This window comes from Francisella philomiragia (genome assembly GCF_018135955.1).
GTDB lineage: Bacteria > Pseudomonadota > Gammaproteobacteria > Francisellales > Francisellaceae > Francisella > Francisella philomiragia.
Genome location: NZ_CP063138.1, coordinates 1,820,734 through 1,846,546 on the forward strand (window position 1 = coordinate 1,820,734; position 25,813 = coordinate 1,846,546).

Genomic DNA, 25,813 nt, shown 5'->3' on the forward strand with positions numbered 1-25,813 from the left:
CATTTACTCTTGCTTATGTAAAAACTCATTAAGCTTTTTAGCTAATTCTTCTGTTCCTTTTTTCATAGCTGCCGATATCATATAATAATTACCTTCATAGCCTATCTGTTTGACAAACTCTTGGCACTTTTCTTCTACTTCATCAGCCAGCAAATCAATCTTATTAATAACTAAAAATCTAGGCTTATCATATAGTTCTTCACTATATTTTTTAAGCTCTTTCTCAACTGCAAAATAGTTCTCTACGGGATCTGACTCATTAAATGGACAAATATCTACTACATGCAATACGCATCTTGCTCGAGTTAAGTGCTTCAAAAATCTAAGGCCAAGCCCAGCTCCTTCAGCAGCGCCTTCAATCACACCTGGGATATCCGCCATCACAAAACTATCGACACCAACCTTAACCACTCCTAGATGAGGATACATAGTTGTAAATGGATAGTCAGCAACTTTTGGTGTAGCTTCAGATACCGAACGAATAAGTGTTGATTTACCAGCATTCGGCAAACCTAACAATGCAATATCTGCTAACAAATTTAGTTCTAGGCGAACTTCTTTGTATTCACCTTCCTCACCTAAAGTAAACTTTCGTGGAGCTTGATTTGTACTACTCTTGAAGTGGGTATTACCTATCCCTCTCTTACCTCCTGAAACTAGCTTAAGAGTTTCACCATTATTTAAAACTTCACCAATTTTTTTGTTCGTTTCAAGATCAAATACACTAGTACCAACAGGTACTATTAGATACATATCCTCACCAGCTTTACCATAACAGTTACGTCCCTCTCCTGGGCGTCCATTTTCAGCGTAGTATTCTCTTTTGTAACGATAATCAATCAAAGTGTTTACATTCTCATCTGCCTTGAGATAAATACTACCTCCATGACCGCCATCGCCACCATCCGGTCCACCACGAGGAACATATTTTTCTCTACGGAAGCTCACACAACCATTACCACCCTTACCGGCTTGAAGCTTAATCACTACTTCATCTACGAATCTCATAACTCTATAATCTTATACTTATAAAAATGCTAATCATACATTATATATGTTCTAGCTTAAATTATCATCGACTATTTAAAAACCAGTAAATGGATTGATATCGAAACACAGATTAAAAATTTGAAAAAATATTACTATGCTTCCCATTGATATCACATAGATATTTGAATAATACACCTTAAGATCTGCCTTTCTACTTAAAAATGCTGGCGTATAAACAAATATTATCACAGCAAATATTGCAGCATACTGTAACGCAAGTATAAACCCTCTAGGGTAGAAAACAGTAAATACTAAAGGCGGAATGAAACAAACAAGACCTAATGCTAAATTAGTTATTTTCTTATTATAACGAGAGAATAAATCACGAATATAATGCATTAAAGAAATTCCAACACCAATAAAAGATGTAATAATAGCTATATGGATAAATGCATTTAGACCTGTTTCTAGAAAATCAGAGCCCGAGACTTGTCTAATTTCTGAAGCAAGTCCCATAGGAGTATTATTATTAGACATAAATAATGTTTGGTAACTATGCAAACCTTGCTGAGGAATAAGAGCCAAAGCCAATAAAATCCAAATTACATATATAATCAAAACACATAAACTGCCTATAAGTATACTTTTTTTTAGACTTTTAATATCTCCTTTTTGATACTCATAAATAACAGGAATTATATTATGAAAACCAAAAGATGGTAAAAGTGTTGGCCATGCGAATATAAATGCCGAAAAACTAAGAGGTGCTCTACTTAAATAACTCGTATTTATATACAGCAACATAATAACGACAGCTACTGCAAAAAACACAAACTTAAGTATTACAAAAGCCCTATTTGCATAGTCACTCACTCTATAGCTAAACATTAAAGCACCAAATATTAGCGTAAAAATAATAGCCGATAATGCTACGTCAAATTTCGAAGAACCTTCAAGACTTCCGATTGTAGCTACTAATGATGAGCCTTGTGTTGTATATGCTGACATTAATGAATAAAGCAATAACAAATAAATTACCGTAAAAAATATCAGATACCCTTTAGATACTCTTGACTGCATCATTGTTGTGAAATTAACTCCAAGAGGATACTCTGCACAAACTCTCAAAAGCTTAAGTGCTGTAATATACATCACACTCCATGATAGCATTAGAAGAACTATTGCCATAGTGAAGCCACATGATGCAACTATCAGAGGTAAAGATAACATCCCTGCACCAATTGTAGTGCCTATTATCAATAAAATTGAGCCAATCGATTTGGAATTCATATATTCAGTATATTTTCTATTAATCGCTAGAATAATAACTCTATTTTAACAACTAAGCAAATAATGCTGACTTATCCAACTATTTTTTCATATAATCACAGTCATAAAAACTAAATTTGTTAACACTATGGAACTATTCTCTAAGCTACTTAATATACAGTACTTTAAGTATGAGTCGAAGAGCGGCAAAAACTCTCAAACAGGCTGGAATGGTCATGGATATGGCACTGTCATAACTCATCAAAAAGATAATTGTATATACTTCAAAGAGCAGGGTTATTTTATACTTGATAGATCAAACAAACCTATAAATATTTCTAACGAATATATCTGGCAAAAGATAAATTCACAGCGCATAAGTTTATCTCATGCTCGATTTGGCTATAATAATCTTGTCAAACTTTTTGATTTAATACATATAGATGATAACTTATGGCAAAGTGAGCAGGCTCATGTATGTGTTGATGATTTATATTCAGCCCAACTTTACAATTTAGAGAGTGAGATTAGTCTAGTATGGAAAATATCTGGACCAAAAAAAGATGAGCTTATAAACTATAAGTATACTTTCTAGTCAGCTGGTATAAAGCGATAACCTATGGCATTTTCTGTAACAATTAATGGTTGCTTTTTACAGGCAGAAAGCTTCTTTCTTAACTGTCCAATATACACTCTTAGATACTGAGCCCCGTCTCCATAGCAATCTCCCCAAACCTCATGCAAAAGAGTATTCTGCATTACCAACTTGCCTGAGTGTTTAACTAAATAGCCCAAAATCGAAAATTCTTTTTTTGATAAGTGAATTTCTTGGTTATCCAAAATAACTTTATGATCATTTAAGTCGACTATGAGATTATCAAAGCTATATACATTAGCGATTTCAAGATCTTTTTTAATAACAGCAATCAACTGTCTTCTAACTCGAGCAATTAGCTCAGGCATATCAAAAGGCTTTTTAACGTAATCATTGGCACCATTTTCTAAAGCTTTGACAACCTCTTCTGTATCATTTCTTGCTGAGACTACAATAATAGGTACGTCACTACTAACTCTTACAGCCTTAAGCCAATCTTGCCCATCTTGATCAGGAAGTCCAAGATCGAGAATAACAACATCAGGATGATATTGTCCTAGCAGGCTAGTCGCTATTGAAGCTGTTGGTGCACTCTCAACATCATACCCTAGTACCAAAAAAGTTTTTTCTAAAAGCTTTTTAATTTGAGGTTCATCTTCTACTATTAGTATTTTTTTTATCATATTTAAACTATCTATATTTACTTATTGTTTAAGTTTAATTGCAAAGGTAATGTAACTTTAAAAACACTTCCTTTACCCTCGCCATCACTATAAACACGTATTTTACCATTATGTGCAGCAACAATCCCTTTACATATAGCCAAACCTAAACCGTTACCATGGGTATAGCTATCTCTTTTTTCAATTCTATGAAAAATTGTAAATATCTTCTCCATATCTACCTCTTTTAAGCCAAGACCTTGATCTTTTACTTCAAAAAGACAAGCTTCGTTACCCTTTCTTACAAGAGAAACCATTACTTCTTTATCAAAATCAGCTGTAAATTTAACCGCATTATCAATCAAATTAAGAATAACCTGCTGGAATAGGATAGGATCCAACTGTATTTTAAATGATTCACGTGGGACTATAAATTTGAATTTCTGCTTGCTATAAACTCTTTTACAAACCTGTTCAATTTCTGCAAGGAAATCATTACTATCAATATCTCTTATACTCAAAGAGAGTTTTCCTGAGTCGACTTTTAACATCTGGATTATATTGTCTATATAGTTATCTAATCTTTTAGACTCTGTCAAAGCTAAGTCAATCATTTCATCTTGTTGCTCTTGAGTAAAAGATTCTTTAAATGATTTAACACTACTTAAGGCACCCATTATAGATGCTAGAGGAGTCTTTAAATCATGAGAAACAGAAGATAGCATCGATTTTTGTAGTCTTCGCTGCTCATCTAGAACTAGAGACTTTTTCTCTTCCTTTTCAAGATTTCTTTTAAGTAGTAAGTGCGATATATGAGATAGCATGCTACTTAGAATTACACTATCTGTGACTATCCTCTCTACAGCTTCTTCTGAACTTAGATAAACAGCTATTACACCAAGAACTCTACTCTCTATAACTAGTGGCTCAACCGCCCAATCTAACCCTGCGAAAGTATTAGTCCCCTTACCGCAACTATCTTTATACTTAAAACTCCACTTTGCTGCTGCTAACTCTTTTTGGTTAAAATTTGGATGTTGTGGAAATGCTGAAGATTCTAATTCGCCATTTGAAACACTTAAAAATACAAAATCACACTTAAAATACTCTTCCAAAGCATTTAAAAATATTGGACGTAAATCTTTATCTAAACTTTTCTCATTAAATATCTTTGTAAATCGATATAATACAGAAATATTATTTTCTCGCTCTTTAAGAAGAGTAAATGCTCTTTTTGTACGTAGAATTACATGACTCGAAAATATAACGATAGCCATAAACAAAGCAAATGTAATTATTCCCGCTAAACTAGATATATGAAATACAAAGTTAGGCTCAAGATATAAATATACATATAAAAATAATCCTACTAGAGAGGATAATATCGATGGTATCAGACCATACCTATACGCACACGCAGCGAGAACTAATAAGAAACATAATGTCTGAGACACTAATCCAGCAATATTCAAACTAAAAAATATAAATACTCCCGATATCGCAGTTATCGAGACTGACTTTATAGTATCTAGAATTAACTCTTTTATGTTTATCTTTTTATGTCGCGGTGGCTCTTCGGCCTTACATTCTTTTTTATTTATCGAAACAATATGGATTTGCATTCCCGTATTGTTATTACGAACAACATCATAAACAAGAGATCCAAAAAACCTATCTTTCCACTTAGGACGTATTGACTTGGCTATAACTAAATCAGTAGCCCCTATAGACTTTGCATATTCTAGTATCGTATCAGAAATCCTATCCCCAAGAATATGCTCAATATTATAACCTAAACTATTTGCTAACATCTTATAGCGTCTGATAACGGCAAAGTTTAATCTAGTCTTTGTAACTTTATTTGGTTTTTGGACAAATATAGCTATTAATCGAGCATTTAATGTTGTAGCTAAAAGCTTACCTTTACGCAGTAAACTAGGTGTTGCTTCATCATAACCACAACAAACTAATACGTATGGTGATGTAGGTATCGCACTGCCATTTTGATACAACTTTCTATATTGTTGAATATCTTGACCAACATGGTTTGCTGCCATCCTAAATGTATAGTCTCTCAATATAGTTAAATTCGTATACTGAAAATATCTTTCTAACGCTCTATTTATTGCATCACTTTTATAGACTTTACCTTGTTTTAATCTCTTGATAAGCTCTTCTGGGCTAACATCTACAACAACAAGCTCATCTGCAGACTGAATAAAATCATTAGGAACAATCTCATTCACATTAGCCTGTGTTAATTGAGTAACTTCATAAGATAAGCTAGCAATATGCTGAATATTTATCGCAGTATAAACAGAAATGCCTTCGTCAAGAAGCTCTTCAATATCAATATATCTTTTTTTATTTCGCGATGTCGGCAAATTTGAATGTGGTAATTCATCGATTATTACTATATCTGGCTTTCTTGCTTTTATTGCATCTATATCAAGCTCTTCAAACACCTTACCTCTATATGTCACTTTTTTAAGTGGCATCACCTCTAATCCCTCTAATAGCGCTTGCGTATCAGCTCTACCATGACTAACAAGAAGCCCAACTATCACATCTTTGTTATCTTTTTGTAGAGCTCTAGCATTATTAAGCATCGCGTAGCTTTTACCAACACCAGGGGCATAACCTAAAAAAATCTTTAGCTTACCTTTCTTAGATTCTTGACTTTTATTTGCTAGATTTAGTAGTGCATCTACTTTTTGCTGATTATCCATAGAGGCCTTAAGCAATGCTATTAAAGTTGTTGAGAATATTCACAGAACATAATTATATCAGACTAGATATACCTTGAGAATTTTTACCTATCAGTTGTAAAAGAGCTATATTTAATGGTAAAACATTTACAGTAGCTACATTAAATAGATGCTCCTTAGTATTCTCTTTGATAAGTTTATTAACCTGATCTATAGAAAGATTATTCTTTTGAGCTATATATGCTGATTGATATAGCGCAGCTTGCAGACTTATCTCTGGATCAACTCCACTACCAGATGCAAAAACTAAATCTTCTGGAATAGGCTTAACACCATACTTAGCTTGTAAGTCTTTAATTCTATTTTTAACATCTTGTAACTGTGTCTGATTATTAACTGCATAATTAATACCACCCGTAGCTAACGGATTATATCCTGATGCTGATGGTCTAGACTGGAACAGATTATCTGGCATAGTTTGCCCAATCAGCTCTGAACCAACTACATTACCATTATAATAAACTTGTGATCCTGTAGCTTGATTATGTGCGACACCATATCCAATTGCCATTATAAAAAATGGATAAACTAAACCAAGCACAATGGTAAGGAAAAACATCGCCATAAAAGATTTAAATAAGTTTTTCATAAGATTAACTCCTTGCTTAAACTATATGCATAGCTGTTATAAGCATATCTATCAGCTTAATAGCTATAAAAGGTACTATCACACCACCTAAACCATAATATAGAAGATTTCTTCGTAATAAGGTTTGTGATGATGCTACAACATTCTTCACGCCCACCAATGCCATAGGTATCAGAAAGATAATGATTAGAGCATTAAATATAACTGCTGAAAGTATTGCACTTGTTGAAGAATGTAACCCCATAAAATTAAGCGCACCAAGACTAGGAAATGCTGTCACAAATAGTGCTGGAATCACCACAAAATACTTAGCAATATCATTAGTTATACTAAATGTTGTCAATGCTCCTCTAGTTACAAGTATTTGTTTACCAATTTTAACTATTTCAATTATCTTCTTAGGATCTGAATCTAGATCAACCATATTACCAGCTTCTCTAGCTGCAGACGTCCCTGTTGCCATAGCGATACCAACGTCCGCCTGTGCAAGAGCTGGTGCATCATTAGTACCATCACCACACATTGCAACTGTTTTGCCGTCTTTTTGTGCTTTGATTATAAAATCTAGTTTATCCTGAGGAGATGCTTGAGCAACGAAATCATCAACACCCGCCTCTGCAGCTATCGCAGCGGCTGTTAATGGGTTATCTCCTGTTATCATAACAGTTTGCACACCCATTTTACGTAGCTCTTCGAAGCGCTCTTTGATATGTGGCTTTATAATATCTTTGAGATGGATTACACCCAAAAGCTTATCTTTATGAGCCACCGCTAGAGGAGTCCCACCTTGCTCTGATATCTGCTCTGTTACTTTTCTAAACATTTTTAGAAGGCCTTTATCAAGCTTATCTTTAAGATAATTTTCTATTGATGAGATTGCACCTTTTCTTACTTCAAGACTTTGGTAATTTATGCCACTCATTCTTGTATATGCTGAGAAAGGTATGATTTCAGCTTTAGATATATCTACAGAGGATTGTTTAAACCCAAAACGCTGTTCTGCTAACTTAACTATAGATTTACCTTCAGGTGTTTCATCAACAAGTGAACTTAACCAAGCAGCATGCGCTAACTCATCTGGAGATGTTGCTCCTAAAGCAATAAAATCCGTAGCAAAGCGATTGCCCAAAGTTATCGTACCTGTTTTATCCAAAAGTAACAAATCAATATTCCCAGAAGACTCAACAGCTCTTCCAGATAAAGCAACAATATTAAATTTTAGAAGTCTATCCATACCAGATATACCAATAGCTGACAGTAGACCGGCTATTGTAGTTGGTATCAATGTCACAAAAAGTGCAATCAAAACAACCGCTGATAAAACTGTATTACTATACATTGCCATGCCATATAAAGAGCAAATCGCAAATATAAAGATTAGTGTTAATCCTGACAATAAAATAGTTAAAGCAATCTCATTTGGAGATTTAAGACGCTTTGCCCCCTCAACAAGTTCTATCATTTTATCCAAGAAGCTCTCACCCGGATTAGATGTAACTCTGACTTTGATAGCATCTGAAAGAACTTTTGTACCTGTAGTCACAGCAGAATTATCAGAGCCGGCTTCTTTAACAACAGGTTCAGATTCACCAGTAATAGCAGATTCATCAATTGTTGCCATACCTTCAATAACATCACCATCACAAGGAATTAGAGTATTTGCTTCAACAATGACAGTATCACCAATCTTTAAACTCTCTGCATCTACTTTTGTGACATTACCATCACTTTCAACCCTTAGAGCAAAAAGCTTGGATTTTGCAGCTTTTAGAGTATCAGCCTGAGCTTTACCTCTTCCTTCAGCGATGCCTTCAGCAAAGTTTGCAAATAATATTGTAAACCATAACCATATTACAACCTGTAATGTAAAGCCAATATCTTGTTTATGTACAATTTCTGAAACTAGATAAAGTGTACACAAAATAGTCACAACTTCGACACAGAACATTACTGGATTTTTGATCATCTGACGAGGATCACATTTTGTAAAAGACTTCTTTATAGCCGGAACTACAAGTTCTTTTGACAATAAATTAGGAGATTTTTTTGTACTCATAACTATCACCGATTAGAAATTTAAATTTAGTTGATCTAATATTGGTCCTAAGCTTAAAGCTGGGAATATAGTTAGACCACCTATTAGCACTATTGTGAAAAACACTAAGACCGAGAAAATAAAACTAGTTGTATCAAGTGAGCTTATTTCACTCATTTGTGAACTACGTTTTTTCTTAACTAATGACCCTGCTAGCATCATTACAGCAAATATAACTCCAAAACGTCCGATAAGCATACTTAAAGCTATAGTTATATTTAGGTAGCTAGTATTTGCTGCTAAGCCGGCAAAAGCACTACCATTATTATTAGATCCTGAGATATAAGCATAAAGAATCTCTGAAAAACCATGCGCACCACTATTAGTTAATGCTTGATGCACACTTGGAATAACTGCTGCCAAACCTGTAAATACTAATACACAACATGGTGATATAAGTAGAGCAAACATTGTCCATTTCATATCATTAGCTTCGATACGCTTACCCAAAAAGCTTGGTGCTCTACCTATCATCAATGATCCGATAAATACAGCTAACATCAAGAACATAAAGAAGCCATAAAATCCAGCACCAATACCACCAAAGATAACTTCTCCAATAGCCATATTCAGCATCGCCATCATGCCACCTATAGCAGAATAACTATCCATAACACTATTTACTCCGCCATCTGAAGCAGACGTTGAAACAGTATTATATAAAGTTGAGTTAAATATCCCAAAGCGAGTCTCTTTACCTTCCATATTTGATAAATGACCAACTTGCCCATAGATATCTTGGATATTTTTGCTATGTAAAAAATCTAAGCCATGAAGCTCTGATATTGTCATAACCATTAGAGATATCACAAATAGTACTAACATTACTGCAAATATCATCCAACCTTGCTTGGTGTTGCCAACCCACTTACCAAAGGTATAAGTTAATGCCGAAGCTATAGCAAATATTGAAACCATCTGAATATAGTTTGTAATTATAGTTGGATTCTCATAAGGATGAGCAGAGTTTGCATTAAAGAAACCTCCACCATTTGTACCTAAGGACTTAATAGCTTCTTGTGATGCTATAGGTCCCTGAGCAATGATTTGATCACTACCAGCTAAAGTATGTACATGTAAATATGCCATAATGTTTTGTGGCATACCTTGGAATATATATACAATAGCGATTATGATAGATATTGGCAGTAAAATCCAAAATATAGCTTTACCCAAATCATTCCAAAAGTTACCAACTTTAACAGCCTCATGCCTTGCTACAGACCTTATCAAGACTATTGCAACACATAACCCAACTGCTGCTGAAACAAAGTTCTGGACAGCAAGGGCAAGCATCTGTGAGAAATAACTAACACCTGTCTCACCACTATAGCTCTGCCAATTAGTGTTGGTAACAAAACTTACTGCGGTATTAAATGCTTGAGAAAAACCCATTCCCTTAATTTCTTGTGGATTAAAAGGTAATAAGCCTTGCAAAAGTAATACTACAAAAACAAAGATAAACGCCATAATCGAAAAGCTTAGTAAACTAAAAAAATAACTTTTCGCTGATTGTTCTTTTTTTGAGCTCTCCCCAAGTATTAGTAGATATACTCTTTGAAAAGGCTTTGCAAACCAATCAAACCATGTTCTCTCATTATTAAATACTTTAAATATATAAGTTCCTAGTGGTTTAGTAATAATCATTAATGTAAATATAAAAACCACAAACAAAATAAAATTATAACTCATAGCTATACTCTCCTATAAGCTAAAATTTCTCTGGATATATAAGCGTAGCTGTCATATATATCGCCAAACTTATCATTGTAATTGCTGAAACAATAATCATATCAACCTCTTTAAACATATATTTTTAGGAGATAAATTATAATTTCAAGTGATATAAAGATTCTATTATGAACTTTAGCAAAGATATAAAAATTTTATAAAAATTTCTACTATATGTAATTAGTCTGTATTTTTTATTAGATTTGAAATATAAAATTATAATCATAGTAATGACATAAGAGAGTATAAATATGAGAAAGATTTTACATATTAGATCAAGTATTAAAGAAGAAAATTCGGTTTCAAGAAAATTTGGTGATGATTTAATTAGCCATTTTAAAAGCACTGACAAGGTGAAAGTTTCAGAGAGAGATCTTGTAGATAATTCTGTAGAACATATAAATCCAGACTTTATTAATGCCATGGCAAATAATAATCAAGATAGACTTGCTACCTCAAACAAGCTTATAGAAGAGCTTTTTGAAAATGATATTATTGTTATTGAATCGCCGATGTATAACTTTAGTATCCCTTCGACACTAAAATCTTGGATTGATAATATAATGATTGCAAGAAAAACATTCTTATATACAGCGAATGGACCTGAAGGCTTAGTAAAAAATAAAAAAGCTATCCTTGTTCTTAGTAAAGGAAATATCTATAGTGAAGGAGCTGCAAAACCTTTAGATTTCCAAGAAAACTATTTAAAAACAATTCTTAATTTTATTGGTATAAATGACATAACTGTGATCTGTGCTGAAGGAGTTGATTTAAATGCTGAAATACGAGAAAAATCTTTAAAACAAGTTGAGCAACAAATAAAGAATTTATCAATCTAGCTATATACCAGAATAATACTCTTTATTCCTTTTAATTTTTTTCTCTTCTGCAACAGCTACAAACATCATTAGCACGAAACATACAATCGCAGCTAAATATAATGCTATAAAAGTTCCATACCAACCATCAAATCCAAATAGACTAATTTTTTTATCGGCAATCATACCCAAGCCAAGTTTAGCAAAACTATCGCCTAGCAAGTAAGCAAAAGTACCTTTTATACCATCTGCTACTGCAATCCCCTGTTTTGGAACAAATCCCACAGCAGCTACACCTATAAGAAGCTGTGGCCCAAACACACAAAATCCTAAAAGAAACATAACCGTTAAATATACATACTGATTAGTGGCTGACTGATATAAGAAAATTAAAATAATAGTAGCTATAAGACAAATAATAGCTGTCAATCCACGTCTACCATTAATAAGATCTGATAGTAATCCCCATAATAATGTTCCAGTTAAAGCTCCTGATTCAAATAATGCGTAACTCCATGCCGAAGTTTCTTTTGTAAAACCCAAAACTTCATGAGCGTAAACAGGTGACCACTGATCCACACCAATTCTAACTACATATAGAAAGACATTTGCAAAACACAAAACCCAGATTATCTTATTAAAAACCACATATTTCTTAAAAATTTCCCACTTTGAAATTTGTACTTTTTTAACATACGCATCTTCTTCGCTAATAGGTTCATCAAATATTTCTTCAACGGGTCCAAGGCCATATGATTCAGGAGAGTCATTACCAACCCTCAATCCAATAAAACCGATAATTAAGCAAAGAACTGATGGAAATATAAACATACCAACCACATTGCCATCAAATACTACATGTGCCCCAAAAAGTGCTACAGCCGCAGCTAATGCTCCACCAATATTATGAGACATATTCCACAGTCCCAAAAAGAATCCTCTTCTATTTCTAGGCGTCCATTTAGTGATAGTAGAATAACTACAAGAGCCTCCAGGACTTTGAAAAAAACCACTCATAGCATAAAAGGCAATCATGAGAAATATACTATATGTACTACTCCCTAAGCTTAGACCAAAGCCTATCATACATATCGCAGATAATATAAGCATAAAAGGCAATACTTGCTTAGTATTTTTACCATCAAAGTAATAAGTTGTCACAGTCTTACCAAGACCATAAGTAATCGAAAAACCTAAACCAATCAATCCTAAATCAGTAAAAGAAAGACCATAATCTTGAATCATATCATTCTGAGCTATATTAAAATTCTTACGAATCATATACATACTAAGATAGCCTATAAATACAACCAAATATGATTTAATAAACTTATTTAGCCAAATTTTCTTTCTTTGCTCTTTAGATAATTCCATAGTTGGAATTCTTTTTTGCACAAACATTTTTGCTAGAGTCATGTTAGATATAAGTGATAAATATAAATATCAGGAGATTATAGATTAAAGTTGCTGTTTAATATAGCCATAATAGATTTTTAATTTGGTAAGTATATAAACACAAAAGCCCCATATTTCTATGAGGCTTTTTGTATTGCTTATCACGATAAGACTTTGATGTAATAAGATGGCGATTACCTACTTTCACCTGGGCATTGCCAGACTATCATCGGCGTATTGTAGTTTCACTTCTGAGTTCGGAATGGGATCAGGTGGTTCCTACAAGCTATTATCGCCAAAACTGTGTTTTGGATAATATATCTTATAAAGATATTTAACAATTCAGCATAGAAATAGACTTAAGTCTCTCGGATCATTAGTACTGGTAAGCTTCATACATTGCTGTACTTCCACACCCAGCCTATCAACGTCGTAGTCTCCAACGTTCCTTACTGATTTTCATCAGAGAGATCTAATCTTGAAGGAGGCTTCCCGCTTAGATGCTTTCAGCGGTTATCCCTTCCGAACGTAGCTACCCGGCAATGCTTCTGGCGAAACAACCGGAACACCAGTGGTTCGTTCACTCCGGTCCTCTCGTACTAGGAGCAACTCTTCTCAAATCTCTAACGCCCACGGCAGATAGGGACCGAACTGTCTCACGACGTTCTGAACCCAGCTCGCGTACCACTTTAAATGGCGAACAGCCATACCCTTGGGACCTGCTTCAGCCCCAGGATGTGATGAGCCGACATCGAGGTGCCAAACTCCTCCGTCGATATGAACTCTTGGGAGGAATCAGCCTGTTATCCCCGGAGTACCTTTTATCCGTTGAGCGATGGCCCTTCCATACGGGACCACCGGATCACTAAGACCTACTTTCGTACCTGCTCGAGCCGTCACTCTCGCAGTCAAGCGCACTTTTGCCTTTATACTCTTGGCACGATTTCCGACCGTACCGAGTGCACCTTCGTACTCCTCCGTTACTCTTTAGGAGGAGACCGCCCCAGTCAAACTACCCACCATACACTGTCCTCGAATCTCTCCTGAGTTAGAACTTCAAATATTCAAGGGTGGTATTTCAAGGACGACTCCACAACTACTGGCGTAGCTGCTTCAAAGTCTCCCACCTATCCTACACATAAATATTCAAAGTCCAGTGCAAAGCTATAGTAAAGGTTCACGGGGTCTTTCCGTCTAACCGCGGGTACACTGCATCTTCACAGCGATTTCAATTTCACTGAGTCTCTGGTGGAGACAGTGTGGCCGTCGTTACGCCATTCGTGCAGGTCGGAACTTACCCGACAAGGAATTTCGCTACCTTAGGACCGTTATAGTTACGGCCGCCGTTTACTGGGGCTTCGATCCAGAGCTTCGCTTGCGCTAACCCCTTCAATTAACCTTCCAGCACCGGGCAGGCGTCACACCCTATACTTCATCTTACGATTTAGCAGAGTGCTGTGTTTTTGATAAACAGTCGCAGCCACCTGGTATTTGCAACCCCCAACAGCTCAGAGAGCAAGTCTCATCACCATCAAGGGCACACCTTCTTCCAAAGTTACGGTGTCATTTTGCCTAGTTCCTTCACCAGAGTTATCTCATAGCCTTAGTATTCTCTACCTACCCACCAGTGTCGGTTTACAGTACGGTCGCTTATACAATATACTTAGAAGCTTTTCCTGGAAGCATGGTATCAATAGCTTCGTCAAACAAGTTTGACTTCGTCTCGTATCTCAGATCAACAAGATGCCGGATTTGCCTAGCATCTCTACCTACATACTTTCACCTGGACAACCATTCGCCAGGCCTACCTAACCTTCTCCGTCCCTCCTTCGTTCATATAAGCGGCACAGGAATATTAACCTGTTTCCCATCGACTTCACTCTTCAGCTACGCCTTAGGGGCCGGCTTACCCTACGTTGATTAACATTGCGTAGGAATCCTTGGGTTTTCGGCCAATAAGAATCTCACTTATTTTACGTTACTCATGTCAGCATTCGCACTTCTGACACCTCCAGCATGCTTCTCAACACACCTTCATCGGCTTACAGAACGCTCCCCTACCAATATACTAAATATATTCCGCAACTTCGGTGCATAGCTTAGCCCCGTTAAATCTTACGTGCAGGCCGACTCGACCAGTGAGCTATTACGCTTTCTTTAAAGGGTGGCTGCTTCTAAGCCAACCTCCTGGCTGTCTGGGCCTTCCCACTTCGTTTCCCACTTAGCTATGACTTGGGGACCTTAGTTGGCGGTCTGGGCTGTTTCCCTTTCCACTGCGGACCTTAGCACCCGCAGTGTGTCTCCCGTGATTGAACTTCATCGTATTCTGAGTTTGCATCGAGTCAGTAAGGTCGTAAAACCCCCATTGTCGAAACAGTGCTTTACCCCAATGAGTTATACACGAGGCACTACCTAAATAGTTTTCGGGGAGAACCAGCTATCTCCGTGCTTGATTAGCCTTTCACTCCGATCCACAGCTCATCCCATACTTTTGCAACAGTATTGGGTTCGGTCCTCCAGTTGGTATTACCCAACCTTCAACCTGGCCATGGATAGATCGCGCCGGTTTCGGGTCTACTCCTAGCGACTTATCGCCCTATTAAAACTCGCTTTCGCTACGGATCCCTTATTCAGTTATCCTCGCCACTAAAAGTAACTCGCTGACCCATTATACAAAAGGTACGCAGTCACATTACTAAATAATGCTCCTACTGCTTGTATGCAAGCGGTTTCAGATTCTATTTCACTCCCTTTATAAGGGTTCTTTTCACCTTTCCCTCACGGTACTAGTTCACTATCGGTCATTCAGGAGTATTTAGCCTTGGAGGATGGTCCCCCCATATTCAGACAAGGTTCCACGTGCCCCGTCCTACTTGTTCGTATGCTTAGTTCCACTGTGATTATTTCGTATACGGGACTATCACCCTCTATCGTCAAGCTTCCCAACTTGTTCTACTATAATTACAGCTAAATCATACCAGGCTCTTCCCACTTCGCTCGCCACTACTATGGGAATCTCAATTGATTTCTCTTCCTAAGGGTACTTAGATGTTTCAGTTCCCCTCGTTCGCTCTACACTCTATATCGAGTGAGTACCTAACTTGTGTTAGGTGGGTTCCCCCATTCGGAAATCTCCGGATCAAAGCTTATTTACCAGCTCCCCGAAGCTTATCGCAGATTAACACGTCCTTCATCGCCTCTGAATGCCAAGGCATCCACCGCTTGCACTTATTTTCTTAAGTCTATTTCTATACTAAATTGTTAAATATCTCTATCTTCGTGTAAATAAATATGGTGGAGCCAAGCGGGATCGAACCGCTGACCCCCTGCGTGCAAAGCAGGTGCTCTCCCAGCTGAGCTATGGCCCCAAAATTACTGGTGGGTCTGAGTAGACTCGAACTACCGACCTCACCCTTATCAGGGGTGCGCTCTAACCAACTGAGCTACAGACCCGTATTCTATTTACACTAAAATATATTATCTACAAACACTATGCCAAATCACTTGAATATGTAATTAGAGCTTATTTCTATTTTTTCGTATTTCCGTTAAGGAGGTGATCCAGCCGCAGGTTCCCCTACGGCTACCTTGTTACGACTTCACCCCAGTCATGAATCACTCCGTGGTAAACGCCCATTCGTTAAGCTATCTACTTCTGGAGCAACCCACTCCCATGGTGTGACGGGCGGTGTGTACAAGACCCGGGAACGTATTCACCGCAGTATTCTGACCTGCGATTACTAGCGATTCCGACTTCATGCAGTCGAGTTGCAGACTGCAATCCGGACTAAGAGTACCTTTCTGAGTTTCGCTCCAGCTCGCACCTTCGCAGCCCTCTGTAATACCCATTGTAGCACGTGTGTAGCCCTGGTCGTAAGGGCCATGATGACTTGACGTCGTCCCCACCTTCCTCCGCCTTGTCAGCGGCAGTCTCAATAGAGTACCCAACTTAATGATGGTAACTATCAATAGGGGTTGCGCTCGTTGCGGGACTTAACCCAACATTTCACAACACGAGCTGACGACAGCCGTGCAGCACCTGTCACTGCGTTCCCGAAGGCACCAATCTATCTCTAGAAAGTTCGCAGGATGTCAAGACCAGGTAAGGTTCTTCGCGTTGCATCGAATTAAACCACATGCTCCACCGCTTGTGCGGGTCCCCGTCAATTCCTTTGAGTTTTAGCCTTGCGGCCGTAGTCCCCAGGCGGAGTACTTAACGCGTTAGCTGCGCCACTAGATCCTTTACACCGAATCCAACAGCTAGTACTCATCGTTTACAGCGTGGACTACCAGGGTATCTAATCCTGTTTGATCCCCACGCTTTCGTCCCTCAGTGTCAGTATTGGTCCAGAATGTTGCCTTCGCCATTGGTGTTCCTTCTGATCTCTACGCATTTCACCGCTACACCAGAAATTCCCCATTCCTCTACCATACTCTAGTTTGCCAGTATCAAATGCAGTTCCAAGGTTGAGCCCTGGGCTTTCACATCTGACTTAACAAACCACCTACAGACCCTTTACGCCCAGTAATTCCGATTAACGCTCGGACCCCCCGTATTACCGCGGCTGCTGGCACGGAGTTAGCCGGTCCTTATTCTTTGGGTAACGTCCTTCCTACAAGCTATTAACTCATAGGCTTTCCTCCCCAACTAAAGTGCTTTACAACCCTAGAGCCTTCTTCACACACATGGCATTGCTGGATCAGGGTTTCCCCCATTGTCCAATATTCCCCACTGCTGCCTCCCGTAGGAGTTTGGGCCGTGTCTCAGTCCCAATGTGGCTGATCATCCTCTCAAATCAGCTATGGATCGTAGCCTTGGTAGGCCCTTACCCCACCAACTAGCTAATCCAACGCAGGCTCATCCATCTGCGGCAGCCTAAGCCACCTTTAATCCACAGATATTATGCGGTATTAACAGTCGTTTCCAACTGGTATCCCCCTCAAATGGGCAGATTCCTACGCGTTACTCACCCGTCCGCCACTCGTCAGCATCCGAAGACCTGTTACCGTTCGACTTGCATGTGTTAAGCATGCCACCAGCGTTCAATCTGAGCCAGGATCAAACTCTTCAGTTTAATTCTCAAATTCTGACTCTAACTACTGATACTCAAATTCTTTAACAAAGTGTTTGTATATAATATATCTCTTAAATATCTTTGAAGCCTTAGCCTCTCACCGTTAACATCACTCGTCAGCCGGTGAAGACATATAATACGCATCCTCCAATCAAAATGCAACACCTTTTTTTAAAAATTTTAAACTTTTTACAACTTTTTTATTTCAACACCTTTTTCAATACCTAAAAGCACCGTTTATATAGCCTTTTTGCCACTTTACAGCACATTCACCCTGTTTTATAACAAAAAAACAAATATCCTACTTATCTAAAAAAATAATACTTTTTTATCTATCTATTGCACTTTCAATAAATGTGGTAAGTCTTGTCATAGCTCCTGCCAAAATATTTAAATCATCAGCACAGCATATTCTTATATAGCTTTCTAAGCCAAAGAAACTTCCAGGTGTTATAGCTAAAGCTTGGTCTTTTAATAAAGCTAAGCAAAATTCTATATCGTTTTTGAATTTAGTCTTTTGTAACAACTTCTGTATTTTTGGAAAAAGATAGAAAGTCCCCGATGGTCTTACCACCTCAACTCCTTCCATATTATCTAAATACTCATAAACATACATTACTCTTTCTTTATAAGCAGATGTATATCTCTCTAAATACTTATTATCTAAAGCTAAAGCCTCTATAGATGCCATCTGAGATATTGAACAAGCTCCTCCAGTAGTCTGAGATTGTAGTTTTGCTATAGCATTTTTTAAGATTTCTGGAGCTATAACGTAGCCAACTCTCCAACCTGCCATAGCATAACCCTTGGACATTCCACTTGCTATGATAAATCTACTAGATAAATCGGGAGCAATCTGTAATAAAGAAATAGCTACATCATCAAATAAAGTTTGATCATATATTTCATCTGAGATAATCCATATATTTGGATATTTCCTGATTAACTGTGCAAAATATGCCAATGTTTCTTCTGAATAAACAACACCTGTAGGGTTGTTAGGGGAGTTTAGAATAATAGCTTTTGTTTTAGATGTTATAGCTTTTTCAATTTCTTTAATATCTAATTGGAAATTATTTTCAGCATGGGTTTTTACTATAACTGATTTTGCCCCAGCTAATTTTAATTGTTCTGGATAACATACCCAATACGGTGCAAAATATATAGCTTCATCCCCATCATCAAAAATACATGTAAAAATATTATGTATACTTTGCTTAGTGCCACTTGTCACACAAATCTGATTTTTATTAAAACTTAAACCATAATCTCTTTTATATCTCTTAACTATGGCTTCTTTTAATTCAGAAATTCCATCTATTGGAGGATACTTAGTAATATTATTATCTATAGCTCTTTTAGCAGCCTGTTTGACACAATCCGGTGAGAAAAACCCTGGCTCTCCTATAGAAAGAGATATCACATCTCTTCCCTGCTGCTTTAACTCTGCTGCTAATTCAGACATTACAACTGTAGCTGATACCTCAATACTTTTTACTTTATTACTAATTTTTAGCATTATTTGACCTTATATTTTTTATACTAACCAGCTAGATGCCTTTTTACTCTGCCTAACAGTTTGAAGATGCCCTTTATAAAAAATTATCTCCGCTGGTAAATTATGGCATAAGAAGAATGGCATACTCTCTGTAAAACCATATGCACCAGTTTGCTTAAATATTAAATAATCATTTAGCCCTATATCTTTTGGCAAGCTTGCAATGCCAGCCCTATCCAAGCTTGTACATAAAGGTCCATGGATTTGAAAGTCATTAGTCTCGCTACAAGATTCTTCTCTGAGTAACTCTATTGGAAAGCTTTCTCCAGTTAATGCTGGTCTGACTAAATGTTGAGCGCCACCATCAGTTACGAGTAAATTAATATTATTTACTGATTTTCTATCCACAACTTTAGTTATATAGACTCCACTTTCTGCAACAGCATATCTACCAAGCTCTAACCAATACTCTATGTCAGGAAACTCTTTTTTAAGATTATTAAAACAAGATATTAAATCATTGATTGACACCGCTTTTTGACTAGAGTTGTAAGGAACACCTATACCACCTCCTAAATCTATAATTTTTAAAGAAACATTAATAGCTTCACCTAAATCTAACAAAGATTTCGTTATTGTCTTCCATATTTGAGATAGTTTATCTAAGCAAAGAATATTTCCCCATTGAAAACAATGCATTCCAATTATAGACATATTATTAGAAATATCTGGAGCACTATCAAAAAGGTCTTTCCAATCATTTATTGATAATCCAAAAGGAGTTACGCAACCTCCTCCTCCAAGAACATTACTTTCTTGATCATTCCATACAAGCTGTATTCTCAAAAGAACCTCAACATTTATATTATTTTTTTCTACAAGGTCTGATAAATCTTTAAATTGATTTATGCTCTCGATTACAAAAATTCTAACGCCTTGAGCTAGAAAATATTCTAGTTGAGAATATGACTTAGCTGGACCTGTATGCAGAATATTCTTAGGATCTACTCCTTGGGATAAAACTTGATCTAATTCTCCAATACTAGCGACATCAAAATTTATATTTTGCTCATCGAAGACTTTAATTATTTTAGATAGAGGATTTGCTTTTAGTGCATACCATAACTTTACTGGTAACTTCTGTAACTCTTTTGCATGCTTCTCTAACATATCTAGGTCATAATAAAAGAAAGGAGCTTCATTTTCTTTACATAGACTATCTAGGTTACTTCTATGTACTTCTATATTCATTAAACTACCTCAATATCTCTTCTAGTGTTAATGAAGCGTCACTTTTCTCATCTCTATATTTAATAATGATTGGACAATAAGCTTGAAGACCATTTTCTTGAGCCCAACTAGTTCTAATTGGTCTACTACCTGGAATGATTACTGCATTTTCTGGAATTTTTGAGCCTTTGAGTAAAACCTTATCACTCACAGCATCATAAACAGCTACACCTTTTGATAAAACAACAGATGGCGCTATAACAGCACCTTTTCCAACTACAATACCCTCAACGATAACAGCACCTGCACCAACAAACACATCATCCTCAATAACCACAGGATTCATCCCTATCGGCTCTAAAACACCACCTATTTGAACTCCTGCCGATAAATGTACATTCTTACCAATCTGAGCACATGATCCAACCAAAGCATGACTATCAACCATAGTCCCAGAGTCAACATATGCTCCTATATTAATATAAGCTGGGGGCATAATAATAACAGATGGTGCCACATAAGCTCCTGCTCTAACCGACGAACCTCCAGGTACTAGCCTAACGCCATCATCTACACTAAAATTTCTGACTGGTAAATTATCTTTATCAACGAATCCAGAATAGGATCCTGAGAGCTCAACATTATGCCCAGCTTTAAAAGCTGCTAATATACCTTTTTTAACATCTTGATTTGCAATCCACTCACCATTTTCTAACTGTATCGCCGCTCTTAGTCTTCCGGCCTCTAATTCTTCAATAATATTTTTCCAATTCATTATAAACTTCTCTCCGCTTTCTATTTATATATGGCTGAACCAATCTTTAACTAAACTATCAGCTCCTATTAATAAACTTAAATCCTCAAGTTCATTAGCTAAAAGCGGCGCTCTTAAAGTGTTTGTCGTAATGACACCACTATATGCTAACCATGCCTTAACAGGTATCGGGTTAGTGACACTAAAGCAAGATCTCGTTGCAACTTCCCAGATCACTTTATCTGTTATTGCTATTTGATGAGCAAGACTTTGTTTAACATACTCTTTTGTTTGTTCTGGCCATATATTAGATATAACCGACACAAGACCCTTAGCACCAACATCAGCTAGCTCTGGCAACAATCCATCCTCTCCACTATATATAGTTAGATTTGGAGCTAACTCCTGATAACGAGCACACCTCCGCACATCACCAGAAGCCTCTTTTAATGCCCAAAGATTAGGATGATCTCGTAAACTTGTTAAAACTTCTTCAGCTAAATTTACTCCAGTTCTTGAAGGAACGTTGTAAAGCATACAAGGCCTTTCTGCTTTATCCAAAACTGCCTTAAACCAACTAGTCTGACTAGCTGACCCAGGCTTTGCATAAAGAGGAGTAACAACCAAGAAGCAATCTACTCTTTGTTTCTGACAAAACTCTATCCACTGAAGCTGTTTAGCCAACTGAAAACCGCCAACTCCAACCATTATTGGAACATTAAGATTTAAATTAGTTACAAATCTTACAACCTCACACTGCTCATCAAAATCTAAAGCTAAAGCCTCACCTGTACTACCAAGTATTAAAAGCCCGCATCCTTGATATTCTTGAACCCTTAATAAATTCTCAAAACTAACCCAGTCAATAGAACCATCTTCAAACATCGGGGTAACTAATGCAGTATATAATCTATTATTAATATCTATAGACATAATCTCTCTCCTACTAACTCATCAAAATAAACAAATCCGGTAATACCTCTTTGAAGCACTTCTCTTGCTGCCCATATAGCTCCTTCAGCAAACAAGCTTCTGTCATGAGCTGTATGTTTAAATTCTATTGTTTCATGAGGTGTATTTACCTTAACTTGATGTTGTCCTTTTATGTCTCCCTCTCTAATAGACTCTATAAATACATCCCCTATATTTAACCAATTTCTCCAAGATACCGCCGTACCACTAGGAGTATCAACTTTTTGTACATGATGCTTTTCTGTAATTGAATAATCAGTATTTTCATGTAATTGATTTAACTGACCTAATGACGCCAGAATATTTCTCACAATCACCATAGACAAACTAAAATTATTGGCAACAACACAAGTTTTCTGATTTTGATTTATATAATTAATAAAAGCCTGATCCCAGTTATAACCTGTTGTACCACAAATCACTGGAGTATTTGCCTCTAATAATATAGGCAAAAGCTCTTGTAATATTTTTGCGTTAACAAAAACTATAGCTACATCTACATTTTGTAGTGCTTCTACTGTTAATACATTTTTTGAGTCATGTATTCCTGATATTTCATCTTGTGGTAAAAGACCTGCTACTGCAGACCCTGTTTTACCATTACCAACTATAGCTACTCTCATCTCTCTCTCCTCTAGCTGAAAAAACTACTGTAAACATTATTAACGACTTTTTGCGCATCTTTACTAGCTACAAGCATACATATACTATTTTCACTAGCTCCATGAGTAAAAAGCCTAATATTGTAGTCTTTAAGGCTACTAAAAAGCTCTCCACTAACACCATTTATTTGGTGTAAATTACTACCGACGACACTAACTAAAGATAAATCATTTTCAACTTTAATATTCACATTACCTATAGACTCTAAATCTTTTAAAAGCTCTGGAGTTACTAAATCATCACCCATCGAGTGACTTCCAAGTTTATCTAAAGTGATTGCGACACTTACCTCACTAGTGGAAACCAAATCAACCGCGATATTATGGTTAGCTAAAATACTAAAGACTTTCACCAAAAAACCCTGGGAGCCAAACATATTAAAGCTTTTTATAGTTAATAGAGTTTGATCTTTTCTTTCAGCTACAGCTATGATGTTTCTATTAGAATCCGCTTTTTGTGTGATTAAAGTACCACCAAGTTCTGGTTGAAAAGTTGAACCAATATAAACATCAAAATTACTAGTCATTGCTGGCCAAAATGTTTTAGGATGAACAACCTTAGCTCCAAAAGTAGCTAATTCTGCCGCCTCACTAAATCCTAAAGTGCCTAAAGAGCTAGCACTAGGAACAACTCTTGGATCAGCCTGATAAATACCTGTTACATCCGTATAAATTTTTAGTTGAGCCGCTTTTATAGCTTGTGTGTATAAAGCTGCAGAATAATCACCACACCCTCTACCCAAAGTTGTAGTGTTCCCATGAGCATCTGAACCAATAAACCCTCCCAGAACACAAACATAACCCTCCCTTATTTTAGGTATAATATGCTCCATAGTATTAGTTTCTAAAACCGATAAATCTGGGCTAGCACAACCAAAATTACTACTCGTTTTAAGGATCGCTCTTGAATCTAAATGATAAGTATTTATACCGTTTTGATTAAAAATATTAGCAACCAGAATAGAAGAAACAATCTCTCCAAAAGCTAAGATAGAATCTGATAGTTGCTTACCACTAAAATAAGTGGCCATATTTGCAAACATTCTAAGCTCAGCAATCATATTACTTACAGAAGTAGTTACATATTCTGAATCAATAGACTCTAATATTGGATTAACTATAGATTTTACCTGTTCTATAATTTCTTCTATTCTTGAATTATCTTTATTATTTGCTAATTGAATCAGTAGATTTGTAATGCCTGACTGAGCACTTACAACCACCAGCTTTATTCTATTATCTGAATTAACTATATTAGCGCATTGTCTAATAGCTTGTTGATTTGCTACACTTGTGCCACCAAATTTGGCAACAATTGTTTCTGACATATTAGCTCTCCCATCTAACAGCTATATATCAGACGAGAGAACATAAAATTTGAGAAATAAATACACAAACTAAAGCACTCCACGTCGATACATTTTTTTAAACGACATGACAGTTCTGCTACCTTTCAATATCAGAACCAAGACTACCAATCATAAACTTGGATAGTCTTTCGGCATTAGCTCTATCCTTTCTAGTGATCATAGGGGTTTATGCGCCTAACACTAGAGATATAACAAATGCACCTCTTTAATTACACTTTTAATTAAGTGTTAGAATCGAGTCTAACATCGCACTGATCTTAGATAAAAGTTTTTTATAGCAAAAAAGTTGATTTTATAACTACTAATTAGAACTTGATTCTGCAACGCAGAGTCGATGTTTTTTATGAAGTTCTAACTTGCAGGTAAGTTAGAAACAAAAAGATGCTATTATTTTAATAATTAATCTGTAAATTTATCTGTTGCTCTGACTAAAGCCTCTAAAATTCCCGGTTCGCTGATAGAGTGACCAGCATCTGCTATAATATCTAGCTCTGCCTTCGGCCAAACTTTATGCAAATCCCAAGCACTTACTGCTGGGCAGACCATATCATAGCGACCTTGCACTATCACACCAGGAATATCTTTAATCTTATATGCCTCATTCAATAATTGAGCCTCTTCTATAAATAATTTATTTTTAAAATAGTGACATTCAATTCTTGCAAAGGCCAAGCTAAACTTATCCTCTCCATATCTATCTATAGATTTTTTATCTACAAATAATTTACTTGTTGATGCCTCCCAAACACTCCACGCTACAGCAGCTTGTTGCTTTAGCTTCTCATCATCACCTGTAAGTATTGAATGATATGCTGATATAAAATCTTTTCTTTGCTCTACAGGAATCGGCTCTATATATTTCTCCCACATATCAGGAAATACCATACTAGCACCATGCTGATACAACCACGACAACTCTTTTTCTCGCCCAAGAAATATACCTCTTAGAACAAGCTCTGTTACAACCTCTGGGTAAGCTTGAGCATAAGCCAACCCTAGAGTACTACCCCAGGATCCGCCAAAAAGCATCCACTTATCAATATTCAATTTTTTACGAATTTTTTCAAAATCCTCAATTAAATTTTGAGTTGTATTCTCTCTTAGCTCTGCAAAAGGTGTACTTTTACCGCATCCGCGCTGGTCAACCAATATTACCCTATACTTATCTGGGTTAAAGTATTGCCTATAACTTGGTTGAATACCTCCTCCCGGACCACCATGAATAAATAGTGCAGGTTTACCGTTAGGATTGCCACACTCTTCAAAGTATATTGTATGGATATCTGAAACTTTTAAAAACTCTTGATTATATGGCTCTATTTCTGGATACAATGGCATGA

The 25,813-nt window shown here is 36.5% G+C and carries 17 protein-coding genes, 2 tRNA genes, 3 rRNA genes and 1 riboswitch; of the genes, 2 read left to right on the forward strand and 20 right to left on the reverse strand.

The annotated features are described in order from the left end of the window. Positions 1-3 precede the first annotated feature (3 nt). Together cgtA and IMS64_RS08835 are read right to left on the reverse strand one after the other, a co-directional pair. A complete protein-coding gene (gene cgtA, locus IMS64_RS08830; RefSeq protein ID WP_004286914.1) occupies positions 4-1,008 on the reverse strand; it encodes an Obg family GTPase CgtA in 1,005 nt (334 codons plus the stop codon). A gap of 75 nt (positions 1,009-1,083) precedes the next feature. After that, on the reverse strand, positions 1,084-2,280 hold the full coding sequence (locus tag IMS64_RS08835; protein ID WP_088821744.1) for an amino acid permease: 1,197 nt from the start codon (positions 2,278-2,280) through the stop codon (positions 1,084-1,086). Positions 2,281-2,407: 127 nt separating this feature from the next. On the opposite strand from IMS64_RS08835, the gene IMS64_RS08840 reads away from it, so the two are divergent. Continuing rightward, on the forward strand, positions 2,408-2,854 hold the full coding sequence (locus IMS64_RS08840) for a DUF6314 family protein (protein ID WP_211490463.1): 447 nt from the start codon (positions 2,408-2,410) through the stop codon (positions 2,852-2,854). Here the strand turns inward: IMS64_RS08840 and IMS64_RS08845 are convergent. The 5 genes from IMS64_RS08845 to kdpA are packed head-to-tail and all read right to left on the reverse strand — an operon-like array spanning position 2,851 to position 10,660. Continuing rightward, positions 2,851-3,537: a response regulator transcription factor gene (locus IMS64_RS08845; protein ID WP_004286911.1), complete on the reverse strand. Its 687-nt coding sequence runs from the start codon at positions 3,535-3,537 to the stop codon at positions 2,851-2,853. The two genes, IMS64_RS08840 and IMS64_RS08845, sit on opposite strands and share 4 nt — an antisense overlap. A 17-nt stretch (positions 3,538-3,554) precedes the next feature. After that, positions 3,555-6,245, reverse strand: a complete 2,691-nt coding sequence (locus IMS64_RS08850; protein WP_211490464.1) for a sensor histidine kinase — start codon at positions 6,243-6,245, stop codon at positions 3,555-3,557. A 52-nt stretch (positions 6,246-6,297) separates the two neighbouring features. Continuing rightward, positions 6,298-6,873: a potassium-transporting ATPase subunit C gene (locus tag IMS64_RS08855; RefSeq protein ID WP_211490465.1), complete on the reverse strand. Its 576-nt coding sequence runs from the start codon at positions 6,871-6,873 to the stop codon at positions 6,298-6,300. A 16-nt stretch (positions 6,874-6,889) separates the two neighbouring features. Beyond that, complete coding sequence (gene kdpB, locus IMS64_RS08860) at positions 6,890-8,929, reverse strand: potassium-transporting ATPase subunit KdpB (RefSeq protein ID WP_211490466.1); 2,040 nt, start codon at positions 8,927-8,929, stop codon at positions 6,890-6,892. A 12-nt stretch (positions 8,930-8,941) separates the two neighbouring features. Continuing rightward, on the reverse strand, positions 8,942-10,660 hold the full coding sequence (gene kdpA, locus IMS64_RS08865; protein WP_211490467.1) for a potassium-transporting ATPase subunit KdpA: 1,719 nt from the start codon (positions 10,658-10,660) through the stop codon (positions 8,942-8,944). A gap of 290 nt (positions 10,661-10,950) precedes the next feature. Between kdpA and IMS64_RS08870 the strand changes: the two genes are divergently transcribed. Then, complete coding sequence (locus tag IMS64_RS08870) at positions 10,951-11,538, forward strand: FMN-dependent NADH-azoreductase (RefSeq protein WP_211490468.1); 588 nt, start codon at positions 10,951-10,953, stop codon at positions 11,536-11,538. Here the strand turns inward: IMS64_RS08870 and uhpT are convergent, their stop codons facing one another. The 13 genes from uhpT to pip form a co-directional block, all read right to left on the reverse strand. After that, complete coding sequence (uhpT, locus tag IMS64_RS08875) at positions 11,539-12,918, reverse strand: hexose-6-phosphate:phosphate antiporter UhpT (protein ID WP_244972905.1); 1,380 nt, start codon at positions 12,916-12,918, stop codon at positions 11,539-11,541. A gap of 179 nt (positions 12,919-13,097) precedes the next feature. Then, a 5S ribosomal RNA gene (rrf, locus tag IMS64_RS08880) occupies positions 13,098-13,212 on the reverse strand. A 55-nt stretch (positions 13,213-13,267) separates the two neighbouring features. Then, positions 13,268-16,154: ribosomal RNA gene (locus IMS64_RS08885) — 23S ribosomal RNA — on the reverse strand. 50 nt (positions 16,155-16,204) lie between these two features. Continuing rightward, a tRNA-Ala gene (locus tag IMS64_RS08890) sits at positions 16,205-16,280 on the reverse strand. An 8-nt stretch (positions 16,281-16,288) separates the two neighbouring features. Then, positions 16,289-16,365, reverse strand: a tRNA-Ile gene (locus tag IMS64_RS08895). 96 nt (positions 16,366-16,461) lie between these two features. After that, positions 16,462-17,987 (reverse strand): 16S ribosomal RNA (locus IMS64_RS08900). Together the 16S, 23S and 5S rRNA genes with 2 tRNA genes alongside form the textbook arrangement of a ribosomal RNA operon. A gap of 328 nt (positions 17,988-18,315) precedes the next feature. After that, complete coding sequence (locus tag IMS64_RS08905; protein WP_211490470.1) at positions 18,316-19,506, reverse strand: pyridoxal phosphate-dependent aminotransferase; 1,191 nt, start codon at positions 19,504-19,506, stop codon at positions 18,316-18,318. A gap of 18 nt (positions 19,507-19,524) precedes the next feature. Then, the gene (locus tag IMS64_RS08910) at positions 19,525-20,736 is read right to left on the reverse strand and encodes a PLP-dependent decarboxylase (RefSeq protein ID WP_211490471.1); all 1,212 of its coding nucleotides are present in this window, start codon (positions 20,734-20,736) and stop codon (positions 19,525-19,527) included. A 4-nt stretch (positions 20,737-20,740) separates the two neighbouring features. Beyond that, the gene (locus IMS64_RS08915) at positions 20,741-21,490 is read right to left on the reverse strand and encodes a 2,3,4,5-tetrahydropyridine-2,6-dicarboxylate N-succinyltransferase (RefSeq protein WP_211490472.1); all 750 of its coding nucleotides are present in this window, start codon (positions 21,488-21,490) and stop codon (positions 20,741-20,743) included. A 24-nt stretch (positions 21,491-21,514) separates the two neighbouring features. Further along, the gene (gene dapA / locus IMS64_RS08920; RefSeq protein ID WP_211490473.1) at positions 21,515-22,402 is read right to left on the reverse strand and encodes a 4-hydroxy-tetrahydrodipicolinate synthase; all 888 of its coding nucleotides are present in this window, start codon (positions 22,400-22,402) and stop codon (positions 21,515-21,517) included. Continuing rightward, the gene (locus IMS64_RS08925; RefSeq protein WP_211490474.1) at positions 22,393-23,064 is read right to left on the reverse strand and encodes a 4-hydroxy-tetrahydrodipicolinate reductase; all 672 of its coding nucleotides are present in this window, start codon (positions 23,062-23,064) and stop codon (positions 22,393-22,395) included. The genes dapA and IMS64_RS08925 overlap by 10 nt, the downstream gene beginning before the upstream one ends. Before the next feature lie 11 nt (positions 23,065-23,075). Beyond that, a complete protein-coding gene (gene lysC, locus IMS64_RS08930; RefSeq protein WP_211490475.1) occupies positions 23,076-24,431 on the reverse strand; it encodes a lysine-sensitive aspartokinase 3 in 1,356 nt (451 codons plus the stop codon). 64 nt (positions 24,432-24,495) lie between these two features. After that, a riboswitch (Lysine riboswitch) is annotated at positions 24,496-24,687 on the reverse strand. Between the two features lie 185 nt (positions 24,688-24,872). Then, the gene (gene pip / locus IMS64_RS08935) at positions 24,873-25,811 is read right to left on the reverse strand and encodes a prolyl aminopeptidase (protein WP_159183914.1); all 939 of its coding nucleotides are present in this window, start codon (positions 25,809-25,811) and stop codon (positions 24,873-24,875) included. Positions 25,812-25,813 lie beyond the last annotated feature (2 nt).

Excerpts from the sequence above, each read along its gene's own strand:
- lysC (WP_211490475.1), bottom strand. The coding sequence starts at position 24,431 with ATGTCAGAAACAATTGTTGCCAAATTTGGTGGCACAAGTGTAGCAAAT.
- IMS64_RS08850 (WP_211490464.1), bottom strand. The coding sequence starts at position 6,245 with ATGGATAATCAGCAAAAAGTAGATGCACTACTAAATCTAGCAAATAAA.
- dapA (WP_211490473.1), bottom strand. The coding sequence starts at position 22,402 with ATGTCTATAGATATTAATAATAGATTATATACTGCATTAGTTACCCCG.
- IMS64_RS08840 (WP_211490463.1), top strand. The coding sequence starts at position 2,408 with ATGGAACTATTCTCTAAGCTACTTAATATACAGTACTTTAAGTATGAG.
- IMS64_RS08855 (WP_211490465.1), bottom strand. The coding sequence starts at position 6,873 with ATGAAAAACTTATTTAAATCTTTTATGGCGATGTTTTTCCTTACCATT.
- IMS64_RS08905 (WP_211490470.1), bottom strand. The coding sequence starts at position 19,506 with ATGCTAAAAATTAGTAATAAAGTAAAAAGTATTGAGGTATCAGCTACA.
- IMS64_RS08925 (WP_211490474.1), bottom strand. The coding sequence starts at position 23,064 with ATGAGAGTAGCTATAGTTGGTAATGGTAAAACAGGGTCTGCAGTAGCA.
- cgtA (WP_004286914.1), bottom strand. The coding sequence starts at position 1,008 with ATGAGATTCGTAGATGAAGTAGTGATTAAGCTTCAAGCCGGTAAGGGT.
- IMS64_RS08910 (WP_211490471.1), bottom strand. The coding sequence starts at position 20,736 with ATGAATATAGAAGTACATAGAAGTAACCTAGATAGTCTATGTAAAGAA.
- IMS64_RS08845 (WP_004286911.1), bottom strand. The coding sequence starts at position 3,537 with ATGATAAAAAAAATACTAATAGTAGAAGATGAACCTCAAATTAAAAAG.
- pip (WP_159183914.1), bottom strand. The coding sequence starts at position 25,811 with ATGCCATTGTATCCAGAAATAGAGCCATATAATCAAGAGTTTTTAAAA.
- kdpA (WP_211490467.1), bottom strand. The coding sequence starts at position 10,660 with ATGAGTTATAATTTTATTTTGTTTGTGGTTTTTATATTTACATTAATG.
- IMS64_RS08870 (WP_211490468.1), top strand. The coding sequence starts at position 10,951 with ATGAGAAAGATTTTACATATTAGATCAAGTATTAAAGAAGAAAATTCG.
- uhpT (WP_244972905.1), bottom strand. The coding sequence starts at position 12,918 with ATGTTTGTGCAAAAAAGAATTCCAACTATGGAATTATCTAAAGAGCAA.
- IMS64_RS08835 (WP_088821744.1), bottom strand. The coding sequence starts at position 2,280 with ATGAATTCCAAATCGATTGGCTCAATTTTATTGATAATAGGCACTACA.
- IMS64_RS08915 (WP_211490472.1), bottom strand. The coding sequence starts at position 21,490 with ATGAATTGGAAAAATATTATTGAAGAATTAGAGGCCGGAAGACTAAGA.
- kdpB (WP_211490466.1), bottom strand. The coding sequence starts at position 8,929 with ATGAGTACAAAAAAATCTCCTAATTTATTGTCAAAAGAACTTGTAGTT.